Source organism: Rhizobium laguerreae, assembly GCF_002008165.1.
Classification (GTDB): Bacteria; Pseudomonadota; Alphaproteobacteria; order Rhizobiales; family Rhizobiaceae; genus Rhizobium; species Rhizobium laguerreae.
Window position 1 is genome coordinate 42,219 of sequence record NZ_MRDM01000020.1, and the last position, 22,392, is coordinate 64,610.

20 protein-coding genes and 2 pseudogenes are annotated in these 22,392 nt (G+C 59.9%); 4 read left to right on the forward strand and 18 right to left on the reverse strand.

Annotated elements, in window-relative coordinates:
* Positions 1 to 4: 4 nt before the first annotated feature.
* From BS630_RS38745 to BS630_RS26060, 3 genes and pseudogenes are all read right to left on the reverse strand, one after another.
* Positions 5 to 854: pseudogene (locus BS630_RS38745) on the reverse strand (carbohydrate ABC transporter permease).
* Entirely contained in the window at positions 851 to 1,741 is an 891-nt protein-coding gene (locus BS630_RS26055; protein ID WP_077979693.1) for a carbohydrate ABC transporter permease, read from the reverse strand. The pseudogene BS630_RS38745 and the gene BS630_RS26055 overlap by 4 nt, the downstream one beginning before the upstream one ends.
* Entirely contained in the window at positions 1,738 to 2,835 is a 1,098-nt protein-coding gene (locus BS630_RS26060) for an ABC transporter ATP-binding protein (RefSeq protein WP_077979694.1), read from the reverse strand. The genes BS630_RS26055 and BS630_RS26060 overlap by 4 nt, the downstream gene beginning before the upstream one ends.
* A 129-nt stretch (positions 2,836 to 2,964) precedes the next feature.
* Here BS630_RS26060 and BS630_RS26065 point away from each other — a divergent pair, with 129 nt between their 5' ends.
* Positions 2,965 to 3,981: a LacI family DNA-binding transcriptional regulator gene (locus BS630_RS26065; protein ID WP_077979695.1), complete on the forward strand. Its 1,017-nt coding sequence runs from the start codon at positions 2,965 to 2,967 to the stop codon at positions 3,979 to 3,981.
* A gap of 157 nt (positions 3,982 to 4,138) precedes the next feature.
* Here the strand turns inward: BS630_RS26065 and BS630_RS26070 are convergent, their stop codons facing one another.
* The 8 genes and pseudogenes from BS630_RS26070 to BS630_RS38175 all read right to left on the reverse strand — a co-directional run.
* Positions 4,139 to 5,185: a LacI family DNA-binding transcriptional regulator gene (locus BS630_RS26070; protein WP_077979696.1), complete on the reverse strand. Its 1,047-nt coding sequence runs from the start codon at positions 5,183 to 5,185 to the stop codon at positions 4,139 to 4,141.
* Entirely contained in the window at positions 5,182 to 6,465 is a 1,284-nt protein-coding gene (locus BS630_RS26075) for a sulfatase family protein (protein WP_077979697.1), read from the reverse strand. The genes BS630_RS26070 and BS630_RS26075 overlap by 4 nt, the downstream gene beginning before the upstream one ends.
* Before the next feature lie 16 nt (positions 6,466 to 6,481).
* Positions 6,482 to 7,318, reverse strand: coding sequence for a carbohydrate ABC transporter permease (locus BS630_RS26080; RefSeq protein WP_077979698.1), 837 nt, complete (start codon positions 7,316 to 7,318; stop codon positions 6,482 to 6,484).
* Positions 7,318 to 8,205, reverse strand: coding sequence for a carbohydrate ABC transporter permease (locus BS630_RS26085; protein WP_077979699.1), 888 nt, complete (start codon positions 8,203 to 8,205; stop codon positions 7,318 to 7,320). Before BS630_RS26085 ends, BS630_RS26080 begins: the two co-directional genes overlap by 1 nt.
* A 27-nt stretch (positions 8,206 to 8,232) precedes the next feature.
* Entirely contained in the window at positions 8,233 to 9,465 is a 1,233-nt protein-coding gene (locus tag BS630_RS26090) for an ABC transporter substrate-binding protein (protein ID WP_077979700.1), read from the reverse strand.
* Positions 9,466 to 9,569: 104 nt separating this feature from the next.
* Positions 9,570 to 10,517: a formylglycine-generating enzyme family protein gene (locus BS630_RS26095; RefSeq protein WP_077979701.1), complete on the reverse strand. Its 948-nt coding sequence runs from the start codon at positions 10,515 to 10,517 to the stop codon at positions 9,570 to 9,572.
* 108 nt (positions 10,518 to 10,625) lie between these two features.
* Positions 10,626 to 12,263, reverse strand: coding sequence for an FGGY-family carbohydrate kinase (locus tag BS630_RS26100; protein ID WP_077979702.1), 1,638 nt, complete (start codon positions 12,261 to 12,263; stop codon positions 10,626 to 10,628).
* Between the two features lie 54 nt (positions 12,264 to 12,317).
* Positions 12,318 to 12,484, reverse strand: a pseudogene (locus tag BS630_RS38175) (glucose dehydrogenase); the annotation flags it as partial.
* Between the two features lie 110 nt (positions 12,485 to 12,594).
* On the opposite strand from BS630_RS38175, the gene BS630_RS26110 reads away from it, so the two are divergent.
* The 3 genes from BS630_RS26110 (at position 12,595) to BS630_RS26120 (ending at position 14,676) form a co-directional block, all read left to right on the forward strand.
* On the forward strand, positions 12,595 to 13,827 hold the full coding sequence (locus BS630_RS26110) for a protein-L-isoaspartate(D-aspartate) O-methyltransferase (protein ID WP_077979703.1): 1,233 nt from the start codon (positions 12,595 to 12,597) through the stop codon (positions 13,825 to 13,827).
* A 10-nt stretch (positions 13,828 to 13,837) separates the two neighbouring features.
* Complete coding sequence (locus BS630_RS26115; RefSeq protein ID WP_077979704.1) at positions 13,838 to 14,290, forward strand: DUF421 domain-containing protein; 453 nt, start codon at positions 13,838 to 13,840, stop codon at positions 14,288 to 14,290.
* Positions 14,291 to 14,367: 77 nt separating this feature from the next.
* Positions 14,368 to 14,676 carry a HigA family addiction module antitoxin gene (locus BS630_RS26120; RefSeq protein WP_077979705.1) on the forward strand — a complete coding sequence of 103 codons (309 nt, stop codon included), beginning with the start codon at positions 14,368 to 14,370 and terminating at the stop codon, positions 14,674 to 14,676.
* A gap of 82 nt (positions 14,677 to 14,758) precedes the next feature.
* On the opposite strand, the gene BS630_RS26125 is transcribed toward BS630_RS26120, so the two are convergent.
* The 7 genes from BS630_RS26125 to BS630_RS26155 all read right to left on the reverse strand — a co-directional run bounded on the left by BS630_RS26125 (position 14,759) and on the right by BS630_RS26155 (position 22,284).
* On the reverse strand, positions 14,759 to 15,523 hold the full coding sequence (locus BS630_RS26125; RefSeq protein ID WP_003549481.1) for a FadR/GntR family transcriptional regulator: 765 nt from the start codon (positions 15,521 to 15,523) through the stop codon (positions 14,759 to 14,761).
* Positions 15,524 to 15,547: 24 nt separating this feature from the next.
* Positions 15,548 to 16,612, reverse strand: coding sequence for a four-carbon acid sugar kinase family protein (locus BS630_RS26130; RefSeq protein WP_077979706.1), 1,065 nt, complete (start codon positions 16,610 to 16,612; stop codon positions 15,548 to 15,550).
* Complete coding sequence (locus BS630_RS26135; RefSeq protein WP_077979707.1) at positions 16,609 to 17,601, reverse strand: ABC transporter ATP-binding protein; 993 nt, start codon at positions 17,599 to 17,601, stop codon at positions 16,609 to 16,611. Before BS630_RS26135 ends, BS630_RS26130 begins: the two co-directional genes overlap by 4 nt.
* On the reverse strand, positions 17,601 to 18,608 hold the full coding sequence (locus tag BS630_RS26140; protein ID WP_077979708.1) for an ABC transporter ATP-binding protein: 1,008 nt from the start codon (positions 18,606 to 18,608) through the stop codon (positions 17,601 to 17,603). The genes BS630_RS26135 and BS630_RS26140 overlap by 1 nt, the downstream gene beginning before the upstream one ends.
* Positions 18,605 to 19,561 carry an ABC transporter permease gene (locus tag BS630_RS26145; RefSeq protein WP_077979709.1) on the reverse strand — a complete coding sequence of 319 codons (957 nt, stop codon included), beginning with the start codon at positions 19,559 to 19,561 and terminating at the stop codon, positions 18,605 to 18,607. Before BS630_RS26145 ends, BS630_RS26140 begins: the two co-directional genes overlap by 4 nt.
* Before the next feature lie 2 nt (positions 19,562 to 19,563).
* A complete protein-coding gene (locus tag BS630_RS26150) occupies positions 19,564 to 20,520 on the reverse strand; it encodes an ABC transporter permease (protein WP_020665211.1) in 957 nt (318 codons plus the stop codon).
* A gap of 129 nt (positions 20,521 to 20,649) precedes the next feature.
* Positions 20,650 to 22,284, reverse strand: coding sequence for an ABC transporter substrate-binding protein (locus tag BS630_RS26155; protein WP_077979710.1), 1,635 nt, complete (start codon positions 22,282 to 22,284; stop codon positions 20,650 to 20,652).
* Positions 22,285 to 22,392 lie beyond the last annotated feature (108 nt).

Sequence of the window (22,392 nt, forward strand, 5' to 3'; positions counted from 1 at the left end):
GTGCCTATTTGCCGGCGCTCATGGCAACACCTGCCACGATGAAGCGCTGGAAGATCAGGAACAGAAGAACGATGGGCAGGCTGGCAAAGACCGCCGATGCCATGACGGCGCCGATGCCCTCCGAGAAAGCGAAGTTGGTCTGGATCGAGGCGAGGCCGACCGTGACCGTGTACATGTCGGCCTTGGTCGCCGAGACGAGCGGCCAGAGAAAGTCGTTCCAGGCGAAGATGAAGGTGAACAGACCGAGCGTGGTCAGTGCAGGTACGGAGAGCGGCAACATAATCTTCAGAAAGATCGTCAGCCGTGAGGCGTGATCAATGGCGGCCGCTTCCTCCAGTTCTTTCGGAACGCTGCGGAAGAACTGCATCATCAAAAAACACACCGATCGGTACGGCGACGCGCGGCATGACCAGCGCGAAGTGGGTATTGTGTAGTCCCCAGCCCGAGACCATCGTGTGCAGCGGAATGAACACTGCCTGCTCGGGCACCATCAGGCCGGCAATCACGAGCATGAACAGCGTCTTCTTGAAGGGGAACTCCAGGCGCGCGAACGCGTAGCCGGCCATGGACGAGACGACCAGAACCAAAATTGTCATCGTTACCGAAACGATGAGACTGTGCATCAGCCAGCGCGGCACGGTATCGAGTTTCAGGAGGCCGATGTAATTATCGAGCGTGAATGGGAGCGGCAGGAAGCCTGCCGTGGAACGCATTAGCTCGGTATTCGGCTTCAGCGACATAGTGACGACCCAGAGGACGGGCAGAAGCCAGAGGATCGCAAAGGCGATGGTTGCGGCGAGGATGAGACCGTCCGTGGCGCGGCGCAGGCCGCTTGTACGTGCGCTTGCCATCATTCGTCCCCCCTGCGGCCGAGCCAGAGCTGCAGCATTGTGAAGCCAAGCATCAGGATGAAGAGCCCGAAGGACATGGCCGTGGCGTAACCGACCTGCCAGTCGCGGAAGCTCGTCTCGTAGATGTACTGAACCAGCGTACGCGTCCGATTGGCAGGCCCGCCCTGTGTCATCAGGTGGGCCTGACCGAAAATCTGGAACTGACCGACGATCTGCAGGACCAGAACCAGGAGCACGGTGTGACGGATCGACGGCAGGGTGATGTTTTTCAGGACGCTGAACCGACCGGCATGATCGAGTTCGGCCGCTTCGTAAAGTTCCGGCGGTATCTGGCTTAATGCCGCCAGAAACAGCGCCATGGGGAGGCCGACACCCCACCAAAGCGTCGTCAACGCAATCGACGGCATGGCGAGCGTCGGATGCCCGAGGAAATTGATGGGCTTGACGCCGATGAGATTGAAGAGCGGCACCAGCAGGCCGTTGTCCGCAGACAGCACCATCGACCAGATCAGCGTCACGACCGATACCGAAAACACGCTCGACATGAAGAACACGGACCGCAGCACACCCTTGAGCCGCCCCTGCCCGAACACGGCAAGAGCCAGCACCAGGGCCAGTGCTGTCATGGTCGGCACGGTCATGGCGACGAAGGCCAGCGTATTGCCCACGGTCTTCCAGAAGATCGTGTCGAACCACATGTCCTCATAGTTGAGGAGGCCGATATATTTCCGGTAGCTGCCGGCAAGCTCCCAGTCGTGGAGACTGATCCACAAGCCCTTGAAGAACGGGTAGACCAGGAACGTGGCGTAGATCACCGCGAAAGGCGCGAGGAAGATGTAAGCGGCGAGTGCATCGCGCCTGCGCGCGGCGGTCAGGCTGCTGGCGCTCATGCTCCATCCACCTCAGAATGCAGGGTGATCGAGACCTTGTTTGCATCGAAGACGTGGCGCGTGCCGGGGCCGATCGCGAACCGGGCGACCGAGCCGATCGAAGGCGCCGCGCCGCCGCGCAGTTCGGAGACGATGGCGGTGCCATCAGCAAGTGTCGCATAGACAAGTTGCAACGAGCCGAGCTGCTCAACGACATCAACGATTCCGCTGAGCGCTCCTTCATCGGCCGGCGACAGGATTTCCGGCCTCAGGCCGATCGTCACCGTGTCGCCTTTGGCGGGACTGGCACGAACCTTGGCAGTAAGGCGGGCATCTCCCGCACAGGCGAGTTCGACCGTTTCGCCGTCGACGGCTGTGACTGTTGCCGGGAGCAGATTGATGCGCGGCGCACCGAGGAAACCAGCCACGAAGGCATTGGCAGGGCGCTCGTAAAGCTCGATCGGCGCGCCGACCTGTTCGATCTGCCCGTCCCTGAGGACCACGATACGGTCTGCCATGGTCATGGCTTCCGTCTGATCGTGAGTCACGTAGATCATGGTTGCGGCGAGGCGGTGGTGGAGCTTGGCGATCTCGGTGCGCATCGAGACGCGAAGAGCGGCATCGAGATTGGAGAGCGGCTCGTCAAATAGAAAGACATCCGGTTCGCGCATGATGGCGCGGCCGATCGCAACACGCTGACGCTGGCCGCCGGAAAGCGCCTTCGGCTTGCGGTCGAGGTAAGGCTCAAGCTGGAGGATGGCGGCGGCCTTGTCGATGCGTGAGGCGATTTCGACCTTCGGCGTACCAATATTGCGCAGACCGAAGGCCATGTTCTCGCGAGCTGTCATGTGGGGGTACAGTGCGTAGTTCTGGAAGACCATGGCCACCCCGCGATCGCGGGCGGCCATGTCATTGACCCGGTTGCCGCCGAGCAGGACGTCGCCGCCGGTGATGGTTTCGAAACCGGCGATCATGCGCAGAAGCGTCGATTTCCCGCAGCCGGAAGGTCCAACGAAAACCAGGAACTCGCCGTCGTTGATCGAAAGCGAAATGTCACGGATGACATTTACCGTGCCATAGCTTTTGGATACCCCAGCGAGCGTTACGCCTGCCATGCACTCCTCCCAGAGTGATTAGTTATAAATCACTAGTTATAACTAAAATTATTATCAAGCAAGCCCTCGCCGCTTTTGCGTTGGTAAAACTTCGTGCTAAGCGGATAGTCAGTCTTGCAAGGGGTTCGCGTGATCAAAAAGCCGACGATGTCCGACATCGCTGCCGCCTGCGGCGTCTCGCAGGCGACCGTGTCGCTTGTGCTCAACAATGCTCCGGGAACGCGCATATCGCCGGCAACGCGTGAGGCTGTTCTAAGTGCGGCGGCCAGGATGGGTTACAGGACGCAAGCTCGGCGCATCGACAGGCGTCCGCTGATTGCCATGCTCATCAACGAGGTGACAAGTTCGCCCCATGTCGCCGGCTTGATCGACGGAGCCGGAGAGGCGGCGAACGAGCTGGGCTATCTGCTCTCGGTGATGCCGACCGACGCCGACGAGGAGGCAGAGCAGGCAGCTCTGAGCCATCTCGCGACGCTGCCCGCGGCCGGCGTCATCTATGCGCGGCTGATCACGCAGCAAGTGACGCTTGCTCCGCAGCTCGCGGAATGGCCGACCGTACTTTTGAACTGCTATACGGTCGACAAGCCCCTGCCGAGCGTGGTGCCCGGAGACCTGTCGGCTGTCATGAAGGCAACGCTGTCGCTGATCGATGCCGGGCATACGCGCATTGCTTATATCGGTGGGGAGGACGCGATCGAAGCTTCTCGCGAGCGCATCAAGGGTTATCGCCGAGCGTTGACAATGCGCGACATTCCTGTCGACAACCATCTCATCATCAAGGGGCGTTGGACGATTCAGGGAGGCTATGCAGCCTTCAAGCGCCTGCAAGCGCTCGATGACCAGCCCACGGCAATATGCTGTTTCTGCGACCGCATCGCCATGGGTGTCTATGAAGCCGCAAAGGAAGCCGGCCTGTCTATCCCGCGCGACCTTTCGGTCATCGGTTTCGACAATGAATCCTATTCCGGCGATATGCTGCCGCCGCTCACGACGATGCAACTGCCCCATGCCGACATGGCGCGCTATGCCGTCGAGAAACTTGCCGAGATGATCGCCGCGCCGCGGATGCGGCATGACAATCACAAGGTCAAGCTGGAGTGCGAAATGATCGTGCGCCAGTCGGTCGCGCCAATAGACGCCGTATAGGCCGGATGCCAGGGTGGATTCGCCGGTTGTCCACAAGTGCTTCCTCGGATGACCGGCCCAAGGGCGAAACTCTGTCGCAGTGCCGGTGCATATGGTTGTATGCGCGCCCGGGCTGACGCCGACTGCTGGAGAGGGCCGACTGCTCAGCTTCGACAGTTTAAGCACTCGCTCGCAGGATATACGTCCAACTCGTGTGGAACGCCCTGGGCGGCTGACGCTCGCTTGTCGCGATGCTGTCTATGAGATAGCGCCCCGCTTCCTCCAACGATCCCCATTCCGGACCGATCGTGGTGAGGCGCGGCTCGCAATAGAAGCCCTCCTCCGCATTGCCACATCCCACGACGGCAATCTCCCGGGGCACCGCGATACCCAGGCGGGAAAACTCCTCGATCACCGTCACGGCAGTATAGTCCGACTCGACAAAAACCGCGGTTGGGCGTGGCTCGAGAGCCACGATCTTGCGCGCGCAGTCGGCGGCTAACGATCTTTCGCTGGCCCCCACCATCGTGTCGATGACGACATCACCCTTGAGCCGCCTCCGGCGGTCCATGATGGCCTGAAGACGGTGATTGGGACTAAGGCCGGTATTTTGAACATAGGCAAATATTCGGTGCCCTTTCGAAATAAGATCCTCGAATGCTGTTTCGAGTGCCGCCACGAGGCCGTTGTTCAGCACGCTAAATCGCATTGATCGGGCCGTCGGGTGTATGATGAGACAATCTTTGCCCATGCCGGCGAAAACTCCGTCGACCTGTTCTTCGCTCAGATATTCAACGTCAGCGACTACACCATCGGCCAAGCCGGCTTCCACTTCCGCAAGGACTTTCTGCAGCTCAGCGATGTTCGATGCCGTTGACACGATTGGCAGCAAACCACGTTCTACGGCAGCCTGGCCCAGATCCTGCACCATCTTATCGGCGTAAGGGATGCCAAGTTTCGGCAGAATGATGCACAGGCGCTCGCTCTTCTGGCGGCGCAAATGACGCGCAGTCTTGTTTGGCACATATCCAAGCGCCTCAACCGCTGCTCGGATACGCTCCCGGGCCTCGGGGCCGACACGCTTCAGATGTTCGGCCCTGTCACTGAAGTAAAAGGAAACGGCAGCTGTAGAAACGCTTGCATGGCGCGCGACGTCAGCGACCGTCACGTTCCTCTCGTTGGACACCGGCTGCAACGGCCGCGCCTGTTTCCCGTGTTCATTCATATCGGCGTTATCGTCGGTAGAGGTTCACCTGCGTCGGCGATCCGGCGTAGGAGTTCTGTTCGCAGGCTCTCGCGAACGTCCTCGAATTCGCCGTGCCTGCAAAGATTATCCAGCTCATACGGATCCTTTTCGAGGTCGTAAAGATGGGTCTCGACATAAGCGGAACCGTTCATGTCGTCCCAGCCACTTAGTTCCGGTCCACCCACCTCATATTTCCAGCGCCTGGTCCTCAAGGCTCGTCCGACATGGCTCTCGCTTATTTGCACGAAAATACTCTCGTTCTCCAACGGCGAATTTCGGAATATCGACCGTCCTTGCATCTCGTCCGGCACCGGCAGCCCGGCGGCCGCGAGCAAGGTTGGGGGCAGATCGATAAGACTTGCCAACCCGTCGTAGGGGCCGCGGTTCATAAATCCGGGCCCATGAAAAAACGTCGGAACCCTGATCGATGCCTCGTGGCATGACCGTTTGTATTCCTTGTTTCTCGTCTTGAAATGGCAGCCGTGGTCCGAGGTAAATAGAATCACAGTGTTGTCGAGCTGCGTGAGACTGATCAACGTATCGACGAGCCGCCCCAGCGCTTCGTCAAGCCGCTGTACCATTCCCATGTAGCCGGGATAATGCTCTGAGGACGATCCGCCAAGCATGGCCAGATCCGGAGGCAATTCCATTTTCTCTCGGATACGCTCCTCGTAGCCAACCGGAGCTGGATAATCGTCAAACTCGTTTTGGTGGTGTGGCTCGATGAACGAGAGAAACAGGAAGTACGGCTTGTCCCGCGGCTGGGCGACATAGCGGATTGCGGCGTCTGTCAAAGCATCGACCCGATAGCCCGGCAGCTTCACCGCCTCGCCTGCCGCATTAAACATGGTGGTGTCGTAGGCATAGGACGTGAATTCCAGGATGTTGGACGCCAACCAGTGTTGATACCCACCCCGCTGCTCCGGCGGCACCGGTTCCCTGGAGGCAAGATGCCACTTGCCGATATAACTCGTCTCATAGCCGCCCTTGGCGAAATGGTGGGCCAGCGTCTTCTGTTGCGGAGGAAGCGGGATGTCGTTTCGAAAGCAGCCGGTCGTCGTCGGATAGAGCCCGGTCTGAAGCGCGGACCGAGCCGGACCGCAAACCGGCTGGCAGGTAAAGGAATTGGGAACAAACATGCCTGCTTGGGCCAAGCGGTCGAAATTCGGCGTAAGCCTGAGTGGATGACCGTGAAGTCCAACGGTGTCCCAGCGCTGCTGGTCCGTGAAGAATACGATGACATTCGGAGAAGAGTTCATGGTGGTCCTCGTTCGACTATTTCATCCCGGACATCATCACCGACTGGACGAAATAACGCTGCATAAACACGAACAGCAGAAGGCTCGGGACGAAGAGAATGACCCCGCCCGTTGCAGTCAGATTCCACTGTGTAAAGAATTCGGAATTGAACAGAGTGAGCCCTGTGGTGATTGGCCGCATTTCGACCGAGCTGACGACGACCAGCGGCCAGAGAAACTCGTTGAACTGAAAGACGAATGTGAGAAGCCCGAGCGTGGCCATTGGGGGCCCAAGCTGCGGAAGGACGATTGCACGATAGATCCGCCACTCCGACGCTCCATCCACCCTTGCCGCATCGAGAAGCTCCGAAGGGACTGGCCGGATGAACTGGCGCATCATGAAGATGCCATAGGCGCTCATCGCAAACGGCATGATCAGCCCCTGATAGGTGTTGAGCCAGCCGAGCTCGGCCGTGAGAATATAAAGCGGGATCATTCTGATGAAGAAGGGCAGCATCAGGGTCGATAGCAAGGCGACAAACATGAAGCGCCGGCCCGGGAATTCAAGCTTGGCAAACACGTATCCGATCAGGGGATCGAACAGGAGGTGGAGTATGGTTATGCCTCCGGCGATCACGAAGCTATTGACGATGAAGCGGGCAAAGGGAGCTTTGTCCCAAATGGTGATGTAGTTCGAGAATTGCAGTTCCGAGGGAATGATGACGGGCACGCCACTGAACAGATCGGCATCGCTCTGCAGTGACAACGACACCATGTAGAAGAAAGGAAAAAGCGCCAGGATCACGAAGAATGCGAGCACAAGATAGGTGATCAGAGACGCCGCGACCGGGCGCTGGTTTGCCACACCTGCCATCAGTAAGAGATCTCCCGGTTCAGAAAGCGGAACTGCAAGGCAGTGACGATCAGGATGACGATCAACATCAGAAATGACAGCGCCGATGCATAACCGATGTTGAGTTCGACAAAAGCCGTTTCGTAGACATGCAGGGCATACAATCTTGTCGCTTCAGCAGGGCCGCCTCCCGTCAAGAGATATGGGGCCGAAAGGTCCTGGAGGTGGGCGATCATGCTGATGACGGCGAGAAAGAGCGTCGTAGGCGTCAACAGCGGAACGGTAATCCGGAAAAACTTCTGCCTGGCCGATGCCCCATCGACGTCAGCCGCCTCGTAAAGATCCTTGGGAATCGATTGGATCGCCGCAATGTAGATCAGCATTGCATATCCGATATCCTTCCATACCGTGACTGCGATGATGGTTGGCAAGGCGGTCGACGGTGTGCTCAGCCAGTTCTGCATCGGCAGCCCCAGGGAGGCCAACACTGCATTCAACATGCCGGTGTATGGGTCGAGAATGCTTTTCCACATCAGCGCAACGATGACGAAGGAAATGATGTAGGGGAAAAAGATGATCGCCCGGATCGTCGTTGCAGCCTTGACGGGCCCGACGAGGATGGCGGCCAGGCAAAGGGCAGGCAGCAGAGTCCCGATCGTTCCGCAGATTGCGAAGACAGCGGTCCGGATGAAGGCATCGCGAACTCTCTCATCCGTCAGCGCCTGCATATAGTTGTCAAATCCGGCAAATTCGGAATCACCGATCAGCGGCTGCCCGCGAAAGAAGCTGGCCCAAAGTTCGACGGCAATCGGGTAGAAGAAGTAGACGGTGAAATAGAGGATCGCCGGCGACAGTACGATGTAGGCAAACGTTGCCTGACGGCCTTGGTGGCTGTTCAAGAACTTCATGCCGGCGATCTCCGGTTCTAGTTTTCGTCACTTTTTCTGAAGCTCTGCGTTTGCCTTCGCAGCGTAGTCCGACAGCACTGCCTGGGCGGGTTTGTTGTTATAGAGAATGTCCTGAACAGCGGCTTTGAAAAGGTCCTGAACAGTCGCATTCTTGCCCGTCAGGGAGAGTTCTGCCGACGAGTCCACTGCGTATGGAAGGCACTGACTGAATTTCCCAAGCACCGGATCAGATTTGACCTTTGGATCGGCAGCCCAGGATTTGCGCGGCATCGTCATGCCATTTGGTATCGAGGCAGCGAGTTCGGCGTCGAGCGAGACGAAGCGCTTCAACAGATCCCACGCTTCCGCCGGATGCTTGGCATCCTTCGGAATGAAGAGGCTGACGCCTCCGGACATCGTTGCCTGATCCTTCTCTGTCAGCGAAGGCGCAACATCCCAATGCAGTTTCGGATTGCCTGTTTTGATGGGTCCGACATCCCATGGTCCTGTCAGGATCATGGCTGCCCGTCCAGCCGTGAATAGTTTTTGCGGGCCCTCGTAATCGGCGCCGGCGACAGGAAGGGTTGCGGCCTTATCCTTGTGGATCAGATCCGCGACGAACTGGAGCGCTTGCGCGGCTTCAGGGCTGTCGAACGTCACTTTATTGGAGGCTTTGTCGTAAAACTTGCCGCCATTTTGATAGATCCACGGCGTGAAATAGGCGGCCACCTGGTTGGGAGCAAAGCCAAATCTTCCGGTTTTCGTTACGGCGATGGCAGCGTTGCGGAACTCTTCCCAATTGGCAGGTGGCTTTTCAAAACCTGCCGCTTTCAGCAGATCGACGTTATAAACCAGCGTCGCGCATGTCAGGTGTAATTGGACGCCGTAGTACTTTCCGTCGATGGTATTTCTCGCCACCGAAAAGTCCTGCCAGTCATCAGGATAACCCATCCCCTTTCCGTCTTTAGCGACGAAGTCGTTGAGGGTGGTTATCTTTCCTTGCAACGCGAATTCCGGCACCCAGCCACCAGGTTCGGCAACAAGATCCGGCGCATTGCCAACAGACAGGTCGGCCACCAGCTTCGTGCGCAGATCCGGCCATTGAAAACGGCCCCACTCCACGGTCCAGCCGGGATGATCCGTTTCGAACTGTTTGATGACGTCGGCATAAGCTTGGTAAGCGTGGCCGGCGTTCCAATAGATTTTTAGGGTTTCGGCCTTTGCTGGTGCGCAAAGCGCGAGGCCAAGCGCGGTAACGGCTATGCGATTGACGAGTTTCATCTGTCTCCTCCTAGCGCAATGCTGGCCGTAAGTCGCAGGACGCCCCTCCTCAAGAACGTCCTGCAGCCAGTCAGTTAATGGATTAACTTAACATGTCCGAACTGTCAATCTGCCGACGCGTTGATGTCGAAAGCAATGCGAAAGCCTATGTGGCCCGTTGTGGAGTCCCCTGTGCTGCCCATTCGAGCGGCGATGCGATACCGATGGCAATAAGACGCGTGACAAAGGTAAGAGCCGCCTTTCAGAACTCTTTTGCCTTCCTCTTTGGATGCCGAATTGGTTGAAGTTGCCGCCCTTCGCAGAGAACGGACGCGGAATGGATCGGCGGTCCATTCCCAACAGTTTCCGGCCATGTTGTAGAGGCCATATCCGTTGGGCTCGAAGGAGAGTACCGGCGCCAGGCCGGCATATCCGTCCACCGCGGTATCAAAGTCGGGAAAACGTCCTTGCCATATGTTGCAGGGGGTGAACGTCTCGGTCGGCTGTTTATCGCCCCATGGGTAAACAGGCTGGTCGAGGCCACCGCGTGCGGCGTGTTCCCACTCAGCTTCGCTCGGCAATCGTCCGCCCGCCCAGTGACAATAGTCCGACGCATCCTGCCAGGAGATGTGCACGACAGGAAAGTTCCCGAGCTTTTCAAGCGACGAACCAGGACCGCTTGGGTGGGCCCAATTTGCGCCCTCGACCTTCCGCCACCATTCGGCGCCGACTACTCCCGATGTCGGAACATCTCCATCGAGGAATTTATAGAAAACGTAGGACCAGCCAAGTCGCTCCGCCTCGGTCACATATCCGGTTGCCTCGACAAACCGCCCGAATTCTTCGTTGGTGACTGCGCCGACAGAGAGTTCGAACGCGTTTATTCGAACCGACCTGACCGGTCCCTCACCGTCTTGAGGCAACAAAGGCTGGCTTGTTCCGACCGAAACGCGACCACCTTCAATTCGGGCAGTTTGCAACACCGGGCGGGATGAAGCAGAGTGGATCGAGGCCCGCGGCCCGTGCGGAACTTCCTGTCCGCCCGTAGATGGAAAACCACAACAACTCGCCATCAGCCCGCCTCCTACAGCTTGCAGATCTAAGCTTACATAAGGGGCTGACGGAATCATAATCCAGCGGCCCTCGAGCTACCGCGCCGCCTGACTTGGCGTTGGGATATCTTAAATGCCGATACGCAGCTTGCGCGCCAGAGCCTGAAGCTCCTTGAACCCTTCATAGCGCTTGTCATGAATATCAGGGATCGGCCCTTCTGATGGCAGGAATGTCGTTTCGACCGCCGAGAGTGTCGTCATCGCTTCACGCACATCCGCAAACAGCCCGCCGGCGACCGCGCCCAGGATGGCGGCCCCCAGGAGTACCGGTTCCTCTGCCTTTGTCGCGATGACCGGCTTGCCGCTCGCATCGGCGAGCAGCTGGCGAACGAAATCGTGCTGGCCGGCGCCACCGCTGATGACGATGTTTTCGATGGTAACGCCCGCATCGGCCTGCGTCTCGATGATCTGCCTGAGGCCGTAGCCGATACCGCAAAGCCCCGCGACGTAAAGAGAGACCAGGCTGCCTATATCATCCTCCATCCCGAGACCGGCGATGATTGCGCGGGCATGCGGATCGGCAAAGGGCGCGCGGTTGCCGAGGAACTCGGGAACGACGTGCAATCCGGCCGCAAGCGTGACGGCGTCGGAAGAACGGCCCGCCTTTCGGGCGGCCATATCTGCAAGCAGAACCGGCAGCGAAACGCCGGCCCTCTTAGAAAGCTCCCTCGCTTCCGCGGCAGCCGGATGGAAGGAGAGCAGCTGGTCGATCGCCGCGCCGGCGGCACTCTGACCACCCTCGTTCAGCCATAGTCCCGGCACCATGGCCGAATAATAAGGCCCCCAGACGCCGGGCACGAACGACGGTTCAGCTGTCGATGTCATCGTGCAGGAGGAAGTGCCGAAAACATAGGCCAGATTGGCTTGTGGACCGGCACCCGTGCCAACGGTTCCGATTCCGCCCGCATGGGCGTCGATCAGTCCGGCAGCGACAGGCGTTTCCGACTTCAGGCCGAGCTCGCCGGCTGCAGCCGTGGTCAGTCCTCGACCGAGTGCCGAACCGGGCTCGACGATAGCCTGACCGATGCGGGCAAACTCTTCGTCGGCAAGCGTGCCGAGGCCGATCTGATGAAAATAATCGCCATCCCAGCGCTTTTCATGGGCGAGATAGGTCCACTTGCAGGTGACCGTGCAGGTCGAACGCGACAGATCGCCGGTCGCCCGCCAGGTCAGGAAATCTGCAAGGTCGAAGAATTGCCACGCAGCGTCGAAAACTTCAGGACGATTTTCCTTCAGCCAGAGAAGCTTGGGCGTTTCCATCTCAGGCGAGATACGGCCGCCGATGTAACGCAGGACGTCATGACCGAGTGCATTGATACGCTCCGCCTGCGGGACGGCGCGGTGGTCCATCCATACGATGATGTCCCGGTTCGGATCTTCCGAAGGCCCGACGGGAAGCGGTTTGCCGCCTTCGCCAAGGACGACGAGCGAACAGGTGGCATCGAACCCGAGCCCCTTGACGGACGCCGGATCGACCCCGGCCGAGGAAACCGCCTCGCGCACTGCCGCGCAAACCGCCGCCCAGATCTCGGTGCTCGATTGCTCAACCATGGAACCCGCTTCGTGAAACAAGGTGATATTCCGCTTGGCGGACGCCAGCATCCGGCCGGTCAGGTCGAACAGGCCGGCGCGGGCGCTGCCGGTGCCGACGTCGACGCCGATGACATATTTGGCATCTGCTTCTGGCGTGCGAGATGTGTCGCTCATGGTCTCTCCTTTGAAATCGGCAAGGATCAGGCTAGCTGCAGTCTGGGCTGGTGTTTACAGATCCACGCTATTTGGCAGAATCACCAGATCGCGGACGGTCACATTACGCGGTCGCGACAGCATGAAAAGGACGGCGTCGGCCACTTCTTGCGGCTGCATCAGGCTGCATTGGCCAGCGCCTCTTCCATTTTCGCCTTCGGCCAGTCGTCTAGCAAGCCGCTCCGTTCCGCAGCCTGCGCATCTCAGGAACTCTCCGGTCGCCCATTTGTTTTATATTCTGCACCGCCCAGAAGTTTGCCCCCAGTGCAATCGGCGACAGTGGAGCTGATCCATGGATATGACGCGCATCCGAGATCGCATGGTGGAGCACCACGTGACGCGTCGTGGCATTCGCGATCAAAGCGTCATCGGAGCGATGCGCATGGTACCGCGCGAAAAATTCGTTCCTCCAGGCTCCGAGGAATTCGCCTATGAGGATGCACCGCTGTCGATCGGCGAGGGCCAGACAATTTCGCAGCCGTTCATCGTGGCGCTGATGCTCGAAAAGGCCAATCTGAATGTCGGTGACAAAGTGCTCGAGGTCGGAACCGGCTCCGGCTATGCTTCGGCCCTCATCAGCCGGATAGCAAGACATGTCTACTCCATCGAGCGTCATGAAAAGCTGGCGTTTCAGGCCAGGGAACGGTTCGAGAAGCTGGGATACCGCAACATTGACGTTCGCGTCGGCGATGGCAGCAAGGGCTGGGCGAAAGCCGCTCCGTTCGATGCCATTATCGTTTCTGCGGGCGCACCCGAGGTGCCAACCGCCTTGAAAGAACAGCTGCACCTCGGAGGGCGGCTCATCATCCCGGTCGGCGGCGGTGAAGGGCAGCGCCTGAAACGGTTCACGCGCACCGGCGCCGCCGCATTCGAGGAAGAAGATCTAGGCGGGGTACTCTTCGTTCCCTTGATCGGCGAAGACGCCTGGACAGCTTCACATCCGATGTACACGGCGACGACCCCCTCATTGCCGGGAACTATTGCGCCCAAGCCAAGTTCTCCGCCAAACGCACAGGGAGGGAGCATGGAAAAGATACACAAGTTGCCCGCGTTGCCGGAAGGCGTGCTCGATCATAGCGAATTTCAGCAAAGGTTCTGGGCTGTTCAACGTATTTCCTGGATCGTGTTCATGCTTCTTTTGGTGACCTGCTTGCTGGGATTGCTGGGAAGAGGTGGTCCGTTTTCGCGGCAAACACTGCTGTTGCCCGATGGCTCCGTGGATTTTCCCGTCATCTCCCGATGGAATGCCCCCGAGGACATGACCGTGACCTTCACGCCATCATCCGAAGACAGGGTCCTCACGATCGATGCCGCCTTTCTTCAAAGCTTTTCAGTTCAAGGGGTCGATCCGCCCCAAAAAGCGACCTTCGCGCGCGACGGCCGGATAGGTTATGTCTTCCCGGCCGACGCGTCTGGGCCGACGCAGATCGTCTTCCGTCTGCAAACGCAACTCCCCGGCCCTCGTCGCGCCCTCATCGGCATGGGCGGCGAGACGCGCACCCAATCGACTTTCATCTTTCCATGAGGGCGGTACGGTGGACGCGGTATTACGCGGACTGGCAATTTATTTCACGCTACTCGTGATCATCCGTCTGTCGGGAAGACGGACATTGGCCCAGATGACACCGTTCGATCTGGTCATCGTGCTGGTGATCGCCGAAACCACCCAGCAGGCGATGCTGGGCGATGACTTCTCGATCACCAACGCCGTCATCTTGATCCTCACGCTGTTTACGACCGATATCGGCCTGTCCTACGTGAAGAGGTGGTGGCCTCGCGCAGCTCATATCATCGATGGTGTTCCAACCATTCTGGTGACGGATGGCGTCTACGACGAAGGCGCACTCAAAGGTGCCCGGCTGCAGAAGGAAGATGTCATGCAAGCGGCTCGAAGCCAGGAAGGCATCGAGAGCGTGACGGAGATAAAATTTGCCATCCTCGAAGTGAGCGGCAACATCAGCATCATCAAGAAGCAGAAATCCGGCTGACAATCGATCTCTGGCATCAAAAGATCAAATGTGATCTTGTCACATTACTGAGGTGGCTCTGACTGGGGAATGACCTAATGCCCGTATATGAAACGACGAGGCCGACGACGCGTTGCCCTTCCCACCCTGGGGCACTGCTTGAGGACATCATCCCTGCAACGGGAAAAACCAAGGTGGAAATCGCCAATCTGCTCGGAATCTCGCGCCAGCAACCCTACGATATTCTGAACGAGAAGAAGCCGGTTTCGCCCAATGTCGCTGCCCGACTTGGGAAATTGTTCGGTGATGGCCCCGCAATATGGCTGCGCATGCAGGCTGCCTATGATGCTTGGCACGCCGAACGGGAGGTGGACGTCTCCAGCATCCCGACGATCAGGGCGGCATGATCAAAAGCGCGCTTATCGGCATTGCCGAGGCAGCAGCGAAAACATCGTGATGATCTTTCTGCTTTTTCGAGCGGGATGCGCTTCAGAAGGATAGGTCGAGCACCCTGCCCTCGAACAGACGGTCCCGGGAGCCTTCGAGATGCGCTTTCATCAGTCTCTGCGCATCGTCAGGTCGCCCGTCGGCGATCGCCTTGTAGATGGCGTTATGCTCTTCATAGACCTGTTCCAACCCTTGGCGGGGGCCGAGCAAAGAGAGGCCGTGGAGATGCATGCCGACGGCGATATGGGCCTTCAGCGCATCGATCGAGGCCGTGTAATAATGATTGTTGGCAGCCTCCGTCACCGCGCGGTGGAAGAGAAAATCAGCGTCGGTGCGGTGAAGCTGATGGCTGGTCGCCTCGCGCAGATCCGCAAGCGCGCTGGCGATCTTCTGGATCGCCTGCTCATTGCGGCGTTTGGCGGCAAAATAGGCCGCCGCCGGCTCGATCGTCAGGCGGAACTCGTAGCAGCGCTGGATATCGGCGATCGTCTTGACCGGTGAATAGGCAAGCTGCGTCGTCGGCGATCCATGCGCGCTGACGAAGGTGCCGGCGCCCTGCCGGGCATAGACCATGCCCTGATCGCGCAGGCGCGCCAGCGCATCGCGGACGATCGGCCGCGACACACCCAGCATCGAGGCAAGCTCATGCTCGCCGGGAAGGCGTGAATCCGGCGGATAGTTTCCGCCGCGGATACGCTCGAGCAACTGGTCGAAGACGCGGTCGACCAGCTTCACGGCCTTGCCGCGTTCGGGCTTGCCCGGCGGGCCGGCTTCCGCGTTCAAAGATTCGCCATTCACTTCAGCCACGTCATTCTCCCCGGCGGTATCTTACTATGCCGCCCGATTCCAAAGGACTAGTCTTAGCAAACTATCGGGCTTGCCGAAGCCCCCCGACTTCACCGCGCACCGAAAATGCCATCCGTCGGCTGCCGTGACATCGAACCACGGCACGCCGGCTTCGATTTCACCCTGCGGCGCCAACACTCTCACCCCGAGCGCCTGGAAAACGGCAAGGGCCGTATCGCCGCCACCGACCATCAGCATATCAGGCCTGGTATCGTCGATAACCGATCTGACGCCCGCCGCAAAACGGCGGGCGACCAATGCCGCATCGGTTGCCATATCGCCGGAGCAGCGCAGCAGCGCCGGCAGCGCCATGCCCTCCCCGACTTCGACCTGCCCCATCGGCGCGTCCACCACCATGCGCAGGACACCCGAGGCTTGGAGCCGCTCCATCTGGATAGCGGTAATCGGGTCGCGCGAGCCAAAGGCAAACAGGGTGCGCCGGGTCGCCGCAAATTCCGGCACCGGCTGCCGCCCCATTTCGCCGAGCTGGCGGGCAAGCGCGGCCCCGAGGCCCCTTGCGCCGACCGCAAGTGTCGTCAGCCAGTCATGCCCCTCTGCGATCTGGTCGAGATCGCCATCGTCCTCGGCATCGGCAATCACGACGCCTTCCGCGCTGATTTCGAACAGCTCAGCGATCGGCAGCGGCTGGTTGATGCCGCGGCCGACGACACACCCTCGGTAGGTCAACCGCTCCTGATCGGGAATGGCGGGCGCTACTAGGATGGTCTTCCGATCGAATGCCTTCGCCAGCGCAAGGCTCTCGGCCGCGACATTTCCCTTGAGCCGGGAATCGATCTTCTTCATGACGACCGCGGGCTTCTCGCCACGAAACACCGCCGCCGCCGACCGTACTCTTTCGGCGGCTTCGCGCTCATCCAGCGCGCGGGAGGCGGTGTTGATGACGACAACGTCACAGCCGGTGGCGATCGCATCCTCTGCTGCCTCGACATCGACGGCAACCGCAACCGAAAGACCGGCTTCGACGAAGGGTGTGCCGGTATCGAGCGCGCCCGTCAGATCATCGGCAATGATGGCGGCCTTCAGCGTCATGCGGTCTGTCCGGTGTTGACCGCATGACAGGCGACGAGATGGCCGGGTTTTGTTTCCTGCCACGCGGGGATGACCTTGCTGCAGACATCCATGGCGATTGGGCAGCGCGTATGGAAACGGCAGCCGGATGGCGGGTTCAGCGGGCTCGGCACATCGCCCTGCAGGATCTGGCGCTGGCGGGTGCGCTCATGCTCGGGATCGATCTCCGGAACAGCCGACAGCAGCGCCCTGGTATAGGGATGCAGCGGATTGTCGAAGAGTTCCTCGCGGGTGGCAAGCTCTGCGAGCCGCCCGAGATACATGACGCCGACACGGGTGCTGATATGGCGCACGACCGCGAGATCATGGGCGATGAACAGATAGGTCAGCCCGTATTTTTCCTGCAGATCGAGCAGCAAGTTTATGATCTGTGCCTGGATCGACACGTCGAGCGCCGAGATCGCCTCGTCGCAGACGATGAATTTCGGCTGGCAGGCAAGCGCGCGGGCGATGACGACGCGCTGGCGCTGACCGCCGGAAAGCTCGTGCGGATAACGTTGGGCAAACCGAGTCGGCAGGCCTACATCAGTCAAAAGTGTCGCGACCCTGTCCTTCAGCTCGGCCTTGGTGCAGAGCTTGTGGAAGAGGATCGGCTCACCGGTCGCCTCGCCCACCGTCATGCGCGGATTGAGTGTCGAATAGGGATCCTGGAAGACGATCTGCAGGTCGCGGCGAAACGGCCGCATCTGCTTCTCGTCGAGCGCCGCGAGATCCTGGCCCTTGTAGACGACCTTGCCGCTGGTCGCCTTGTAGAGGTTGAGAATGGTGAAACCGGTCGTCGACTTGCCGCAGCCGGATTCGCCGACCAGGCTCAGCGTCTCGCCTTCCATGATGTCGAGATTGACATTGTCGAGGGCATAGACGGTTGCTGAGCGTTCGCCGAAGGCGCCGAGCTTGACGTGGAAATGCTTGACCAGATTTTCGATCTTGAGCAGTGGTTGAGCGCCCATCACGCGGCCTCCTGCATTCTCTGGACGACGAAACAGGCGGCGCGGTGGTTGGCGCTGCCGCTCAACGGTTCGAGCTGCGGCACCTTCTCGTGACAGATGTTCTCGGCAAGCGGGCAGCGCGGCGCAAATGGGCAACCCTTCGGCCGGCGGCCAGGCTCCGGCGGCGTACCGCCGATCGAGCTCAGCCGGCTTGCCGGCGGGTCCGAGAGCTTCGGGATCGAAGACAGCAGGCCGCGCGTATAGGGATGGCTCGGGCGGGCATAGAGCTCGTCGACCGGCGCATCCTCGACCACCGTGCCGGCATAAAGCACGGCGACGCGATCGACGAGGCCGGCGATCAGCGCCAGATCATGGGTGATCCAGACGACCGACATGCCGAGCTTGGTCCTGAGATCCTTCACCAGATCGACGATCTGGGCCTGAATAGTGACGTCCAGCGCCGTTGTCGGCTCGTCGGCAATCAAAAGCTTCGGATTGCAGGCAAGGCCGATCGCGATCATGACGCGCTGGCGCATGCCGCCGGAAAGTTCGTGCGGATAGGCCTGCAGGCGCTCTTCCGGGCCGGGAATGCCGACAAGGCGCAGAAGCTCGACGGCACGGGCGCGGGCCGCCGACTTCTTCATTCCGCGGTGATAGATCAGCGGCTCGCAGATCTGGGCACCGACGCGCATCACCGGATTGAGCGAAGTCATCGGATCCTGGAAGACGAAGCCGATATCGCCGCCGCGCACCTTGCGCAGTTCTCTATTCGACATCGTCTGCAGGTCGCGGCCGTCGAATGTCGCCGATCCCTTGGTGACTTTAATCTTGTTCGGCAGGAGCCGCATCAGGCTGAGCATCGTCAGGCTCTTGCCGCAGCCGGATTCGCCAACCACACCAAGCGTCTCACCCTTGTTGACATGCAGATCGATGCCATCGACGACGACGGCCGGGCCGTTGCGGCCATCGATCTCGACGGTGAGGTTCCTGACATCGAGCAGGCGGTCGGTGCTTTTCGTATCCATCATTTGCTGCCCCGCGGATTGAGCGCGTCGTTGAGGCCGTCGCCAAGGAAGCTGAAGGCAACCGAGGCAAGGCCGAGCACGGCCGCCGGAGCGGCGAGAAGATGCGGATAATGCTGCCAGACACGTAGGCCATCCGAGATCATGTTGCCCCAGCTGGGCGTTGGTGGATTGACCCCGACGCCAAGGAAGCTGAAGGCGCTTTCCAACACCATCGCCGTACCGAGACCGGCGCTGACCGAGACGATCAGCGGTCCCAGCGCATTCGGAATGACATAACGCTTGATGATGATCCAGTTCGACAGGCCGAGCGCCTGGGCCGCGGTGATATAGGGTCGGCTGCGGATCGACAGCACCTGGGCGCGGACGAGACGGGCGTAAGGCGGCCAGGAGATCAGCGCCATAGAGCCGAAGACGAGGATGAAATCCACCCACATGGTTTCGCGGTAGAAGGGATTGAGGGTCGCAAGGTAACGCGCCTCCATCCATTTGCTGATCGGCGATTTCAGCGAGGCGTTGATGACGACGACGAGCAGCAGGTTGGGAACCGACATCGTCACGTCGGTCAGCCACATAATGGCACGATCGAACGGATTGCCGAAGAAACCGGCAACGGCGCCGAGCACGAGACCGATCAGCACGGCGAAGACGGTGACGATGACGGCGACGAGGAAGGCGGTGCGCGTGCCGAAGACCACGCGGCTGAAGACGTCGCGACCGAGATCGTCGGTTCCGAAGAGGTGGCTCATCGACGGCAATACATTGCGGGCGTTGAGATCCTGACTCAGATAGTCATAGGGCGTGAGGTAAGGCCCGAAGATCGCCGTGAAGGCAAGGATCACTACGATGACGAGGCCGAAGATGGCAAGCCGGTTGCGCTTCAGCCGATACCAGGCATCGCGCCACAGGCTGACCGGCTCTTCGTCGGCTTCGATGGTGGAAAGAGGGATGGCGGACATGGTCAGCGGCTCCTTCTTGAATCATTGGCGCGCGGGTCGAGCAGCGGATAGAGCACATCCACCAGGAGGTTCGACACCATCACCAGGAACGATCCGATCAGCGTGATCGCCAGAATGACCGGATAATCGGAATTGATCAGCGCCTGCACCGTCAAGCGGCCGAGGCCCGGCAGGCCGAAGACGAGTTCGACGAAGATCGCACCGTTGACGATGGTGATCATGATCAGGCCGAGCTGCGTGACGACGGGCGTCAGCACCGGCCGCAGGATATGGCGCAGCGCCACGATGATCTCCGGCACACCCTTGGCGCGGGCGGTTCGGACGAAATCCTCCGACAGCACCTCGATGACGGCGGCCCGCGTCTGGCGCACGATCAGCGCGATCGGCTGGAAGGAAAGGACGGTGAGCGGCAGCAGGATACGGACATCGAAGATGCCGCCCCAGCCATAGGGCACGCTCGCACCTGGCAGCAGCACGATGAGGCCGACCATCAGCAGCGGACCGGCGACATAGGCCGGGATCGCCCAGAGGAAAAGTGCGGAGCCCAGAATGGCATAGTCGATGCGAGAATTCTGGTTGAGCGCGGCGATCATGCCGAGCGGGATCGCGACGACGGCGGTCAGGATGATGGAACAGAGGGCAAGCTGGAAGGAGACGGGTGCAGCAGCCGAGACCATCGCCCACACGGAGCGGCCTGATGTCAGCGAGTTGCCGAACTGGCCGTGCAGCAGGTTCCAGATGTAAAGGCCGAACTGGACGATGAAGGGTTTGTTGAGGCCGGCACTTTCGCGAATGGCTTCGATGCGCTGCGGATTATAGGCGACGTCGCCTGGCGCGCGCAGGAAGATCAGCTTGATCGGGTCGCCGGCGCCATAGAAGGCCAGCGCGTAAACCGCCAGCATCACCACCAGAACGGACGGAATCCAGATGGCAAATCGGGTTAGCACGTAGCGCAGCAAGGCCATCTCCCACCTGTTGTTCGATGCGTTCCCGCTTTTGGCTGCGATCGCATCTCTTCTTCTTGAAACTTGCGCGAAGGCCTTGCGGCCTTCGCGCGGTTTATCGCCGACAGGGACGGTTTCCGCCGATCAACCGATGGAAATGTTCCAGGGTTCTACGACCTGCCAGTCAAGGTTCTTTTCCAGGCCCTTGACGTCCTTGGTGGCCCAGCGCGACATCGCCTGAGAATACCATGGAATGAAGGCCCAATCCTCGCGGAACGCCTTCTGGGCTTCCTGGGCGAGAGCGATGCGCTGCGGATCGTCCGCAGCCTTGGTCGTGGCTTCGGCAAGGGCGCTGTCGACCTTGTCGTTCTTGTAGCCGCCGAGCTTGTTCTGCGCATTCGACGAGGTCGAGGCGATGCAACCCGCCAGATAGGAGACGGCATCGGGGACGCGGGTGCCGACGTCATCGCGGAAGATCTGGACCGAATTCTGATCCGGACCCGCATAGGAATCCTGCTGCGGCTTCATGTCGACGGCTGTGATACCGAGATTCTGACGCCACTGCTCGGCGATGAACTGGGCGGCGGCCTGAATGGCCGGCGCCGAAATGCCGACGAACAGGATCTTCGGCAGGCGCTCCGGACCGCCGTAGGTCGATTCCGCAAGCAGCTTCTTGGCAGCCTCCGGATCATAGGGATAGGGCTCGAAGCCGGAATTCTCCGCACCCGGGACCGCATTGAGGATCTGGTCCGCCTTCTTATGCGGCCCGTCGGGATAGGAAGCCTTGAACAGGCCATCGCGATCAACGGCCATGATCAGTGCCTGACGAACCTTGGGATCGTCCATCGGCGCACGAGAGATGTTGAACCAGAAGTGCTGGCTGGTCGGGATCAGCGGGCCGGCGGAAAATTCCTGGCCGAGATCCTGGATGATGGTCGAGGTGATCAGCTCGGTATGGGCGTTGAACTCGCCCGACTTGATCAGCGATGTCGCCGTGACATTGTCCTCGATCGAGGTGATATCGATACGGGCAAGCTTCGGCTTCGGCCCGAAGAAGTTCTCATTCGGCTCGAAAGAGAGTTTGCCGGCGTCGATGTCGATGCTCGTGAGTTTGAAGGGACCGGAGAAGACCGGCTTGCTCTCTGGCTTGTACCAGTCGATGATCTCCTCGCCGTCGCTGCCGCGCGACTGCGAGGCCTTGGTGATCGGCGCGATGTGGTTTGCCAGGCGCATGAAGAAGATCGGGTCGGCGGCAGCCAGCGTCACGACGACGGTTCCCTCGTCGGGTGTCGCGACACCGGTCAGCTCGTTGCCGGAGCCGGCGGCGATTTCGGCGTAACCCTTGACCCTGCTCAGCACCTGGTCGGCGCGCTGGTTCTTGGTGTTCGGCATCGAGGAGACTTCCCACGATCCCTTGACATCCGCCGAGGTGATCTTGCTGCCGTCGGAAAAGACGGCCTTCGGGTCGATCTTGAAGGTCCAGACTGTGTTGTCGGCCGATTCCCAGCTGGTGAAGACGTAGGGCTTGATATTGCCTTGGCTGTCGAAATACATCGGCGATGCCCACCAGATCGAATTCCAGCGGAACGTCCTGCCGCCGCCGCGCAGCGGCGACCAATCCTGGTCGAAGGCCGGATTTGCGACCTTCAGGACCTGGCCTTCATCGGCCATAACGATGCGGGCTTTCATTCCGAATACGGTGAGGCCGACGCCGGCTGCAAGGCCGAGCTTCAGCGCGTTACGACGTGATATATTGGTTTTATCCGATTGATCAGACATGGCATTCCTCCCAGAGTGAATTCGGCAGCGCTCTCCCTGCACCTGCCAGGCGCAGCACAATCCGTTCCGTATCGTTCTCTCGTTATTGTAAATATGTCAACAAAAAAT

What these genes read in the sequence shown, in the direction of transcription:
- BS630_RS26145 (WP_077979709.1), bottom strand. Translation starts at nt 19,561, where the DNA reads ATGTCCGCCATCCCTCTTTCCACCATCGAAGCCGACGAAGAGCCGGTC.
- BS630_RS26085 (WP_077979699.1), bottom strand. Translation starts at nt 8,205, where the DNA reads ATGAAGTTCTTGAACAGCCACCAAGGCCGTCAGGCAACGTTTGCCTAC.
- BS630_RS26090 (WP_077979700.1), bottom strand. Translation starts at nt 9,465, where the DNA reads ATGAAACTCGTCAATCGCATAGCCGTTACCGCGCTTGGCCTCGCGCTT.
- BS630_RS26075 (WP_077979697.1), bottom strand. Translation starts at nt 6,465, where the DNA reads ATGAACTCTTCTCCGAATGTCATCGTATTCTTCACGGACCAGCAGCGC.
- BS630_RS26130 (WP_077979706.1), bottom strand. Translation starts at nt 16,612, where the DNA reads ATGACGCTGAAGGCCGCCATCATTGCCGATGATCTGACGGGCGCGCTC.
- BS630_RS26120 (WP_077979705.1), top strand. Translation starts at nt 14,368, where the DNA reads ATGCCCGTATATGAAACGACGAGGCCGACGACGCGTTGCCCTTCCCAC.
- BS630_RS26080 (WP_077979698.1), bottom strand. Translation starts at nt 7,318, where the DNA reads ATGGCAGGTGTGGCAAACCAGCGCCCGGTCGCGGCGTCTCTGATCACC.
- BS630_RS26135 (WP_077979707.1), bottom strand. Translation starts at nt 17,601, where the DNA reads ATGGGCGCTCAACCACTGCTCAAGATCGAAAATCTGGTCAAGCATTTC.
- BS630_RS26110 (WP_077979703.1), top strand. Translation starts at nt 12,595, where the DNA reads ATGGATATGACGCGCATCCGAGATCGCATGGTGGAGCACCACGTGACG.
- BS630_RS26070 (WP_077979696.1), bottom strand. Translation starts at nt 5,185, where the DNA reads ATGAATGAACACGGGAAACAGGCGCGGCCGTTGCAGCCGGTGTCCAAC.
- BS630_RS26055 (WP_077979693.1), bottom strand. Translation starts at nt 1,741, where the DNA reads ATGAGCGCCAGCAGCCTGACCGCCGCGCGCAGGCGCGATGCACTCGCC.
- BS630_RS26060 (WP_077979694.1), bottom strand. Translation starts at nt 2,835, where the DNA reads ATGGCAGGCGTAACGCTCGCTGGGGTATCCAAAAGCTATGGCACGGTA.
- BS630_RS26155 (WP_077979710.1), bottom strand. Translation starts at nt 22,284, where the DNA reads ATGTCTGATCAATCGGATAAAACCAATATATCACGTCGTAACGCGCTG.
- BS630_RS26100 (WP_077979702.1), bottom strand. Translation starts at nt 12,263, where the DNA reads ATGAGCGACACATCTCGCACGCCAGAAGCAGATGCCAAATATGTCATC.
- BS630_RS26095 (WP_077979701.1), bottom strand. Translation starts at nt 10,517, where the DNA reads ATGGCGAGTTGTTGTGGTTTTCCATCTACGGGCGGACAGGAAGTTCCG.
- BS630_RS26140 (WP_077979708.1), bottom strand. Translation starts at nt 18,608, where the DNA reads ATGATGGATACGAAAAGCACCGACCGCCTGCTCGATGTCAGGAACCTC.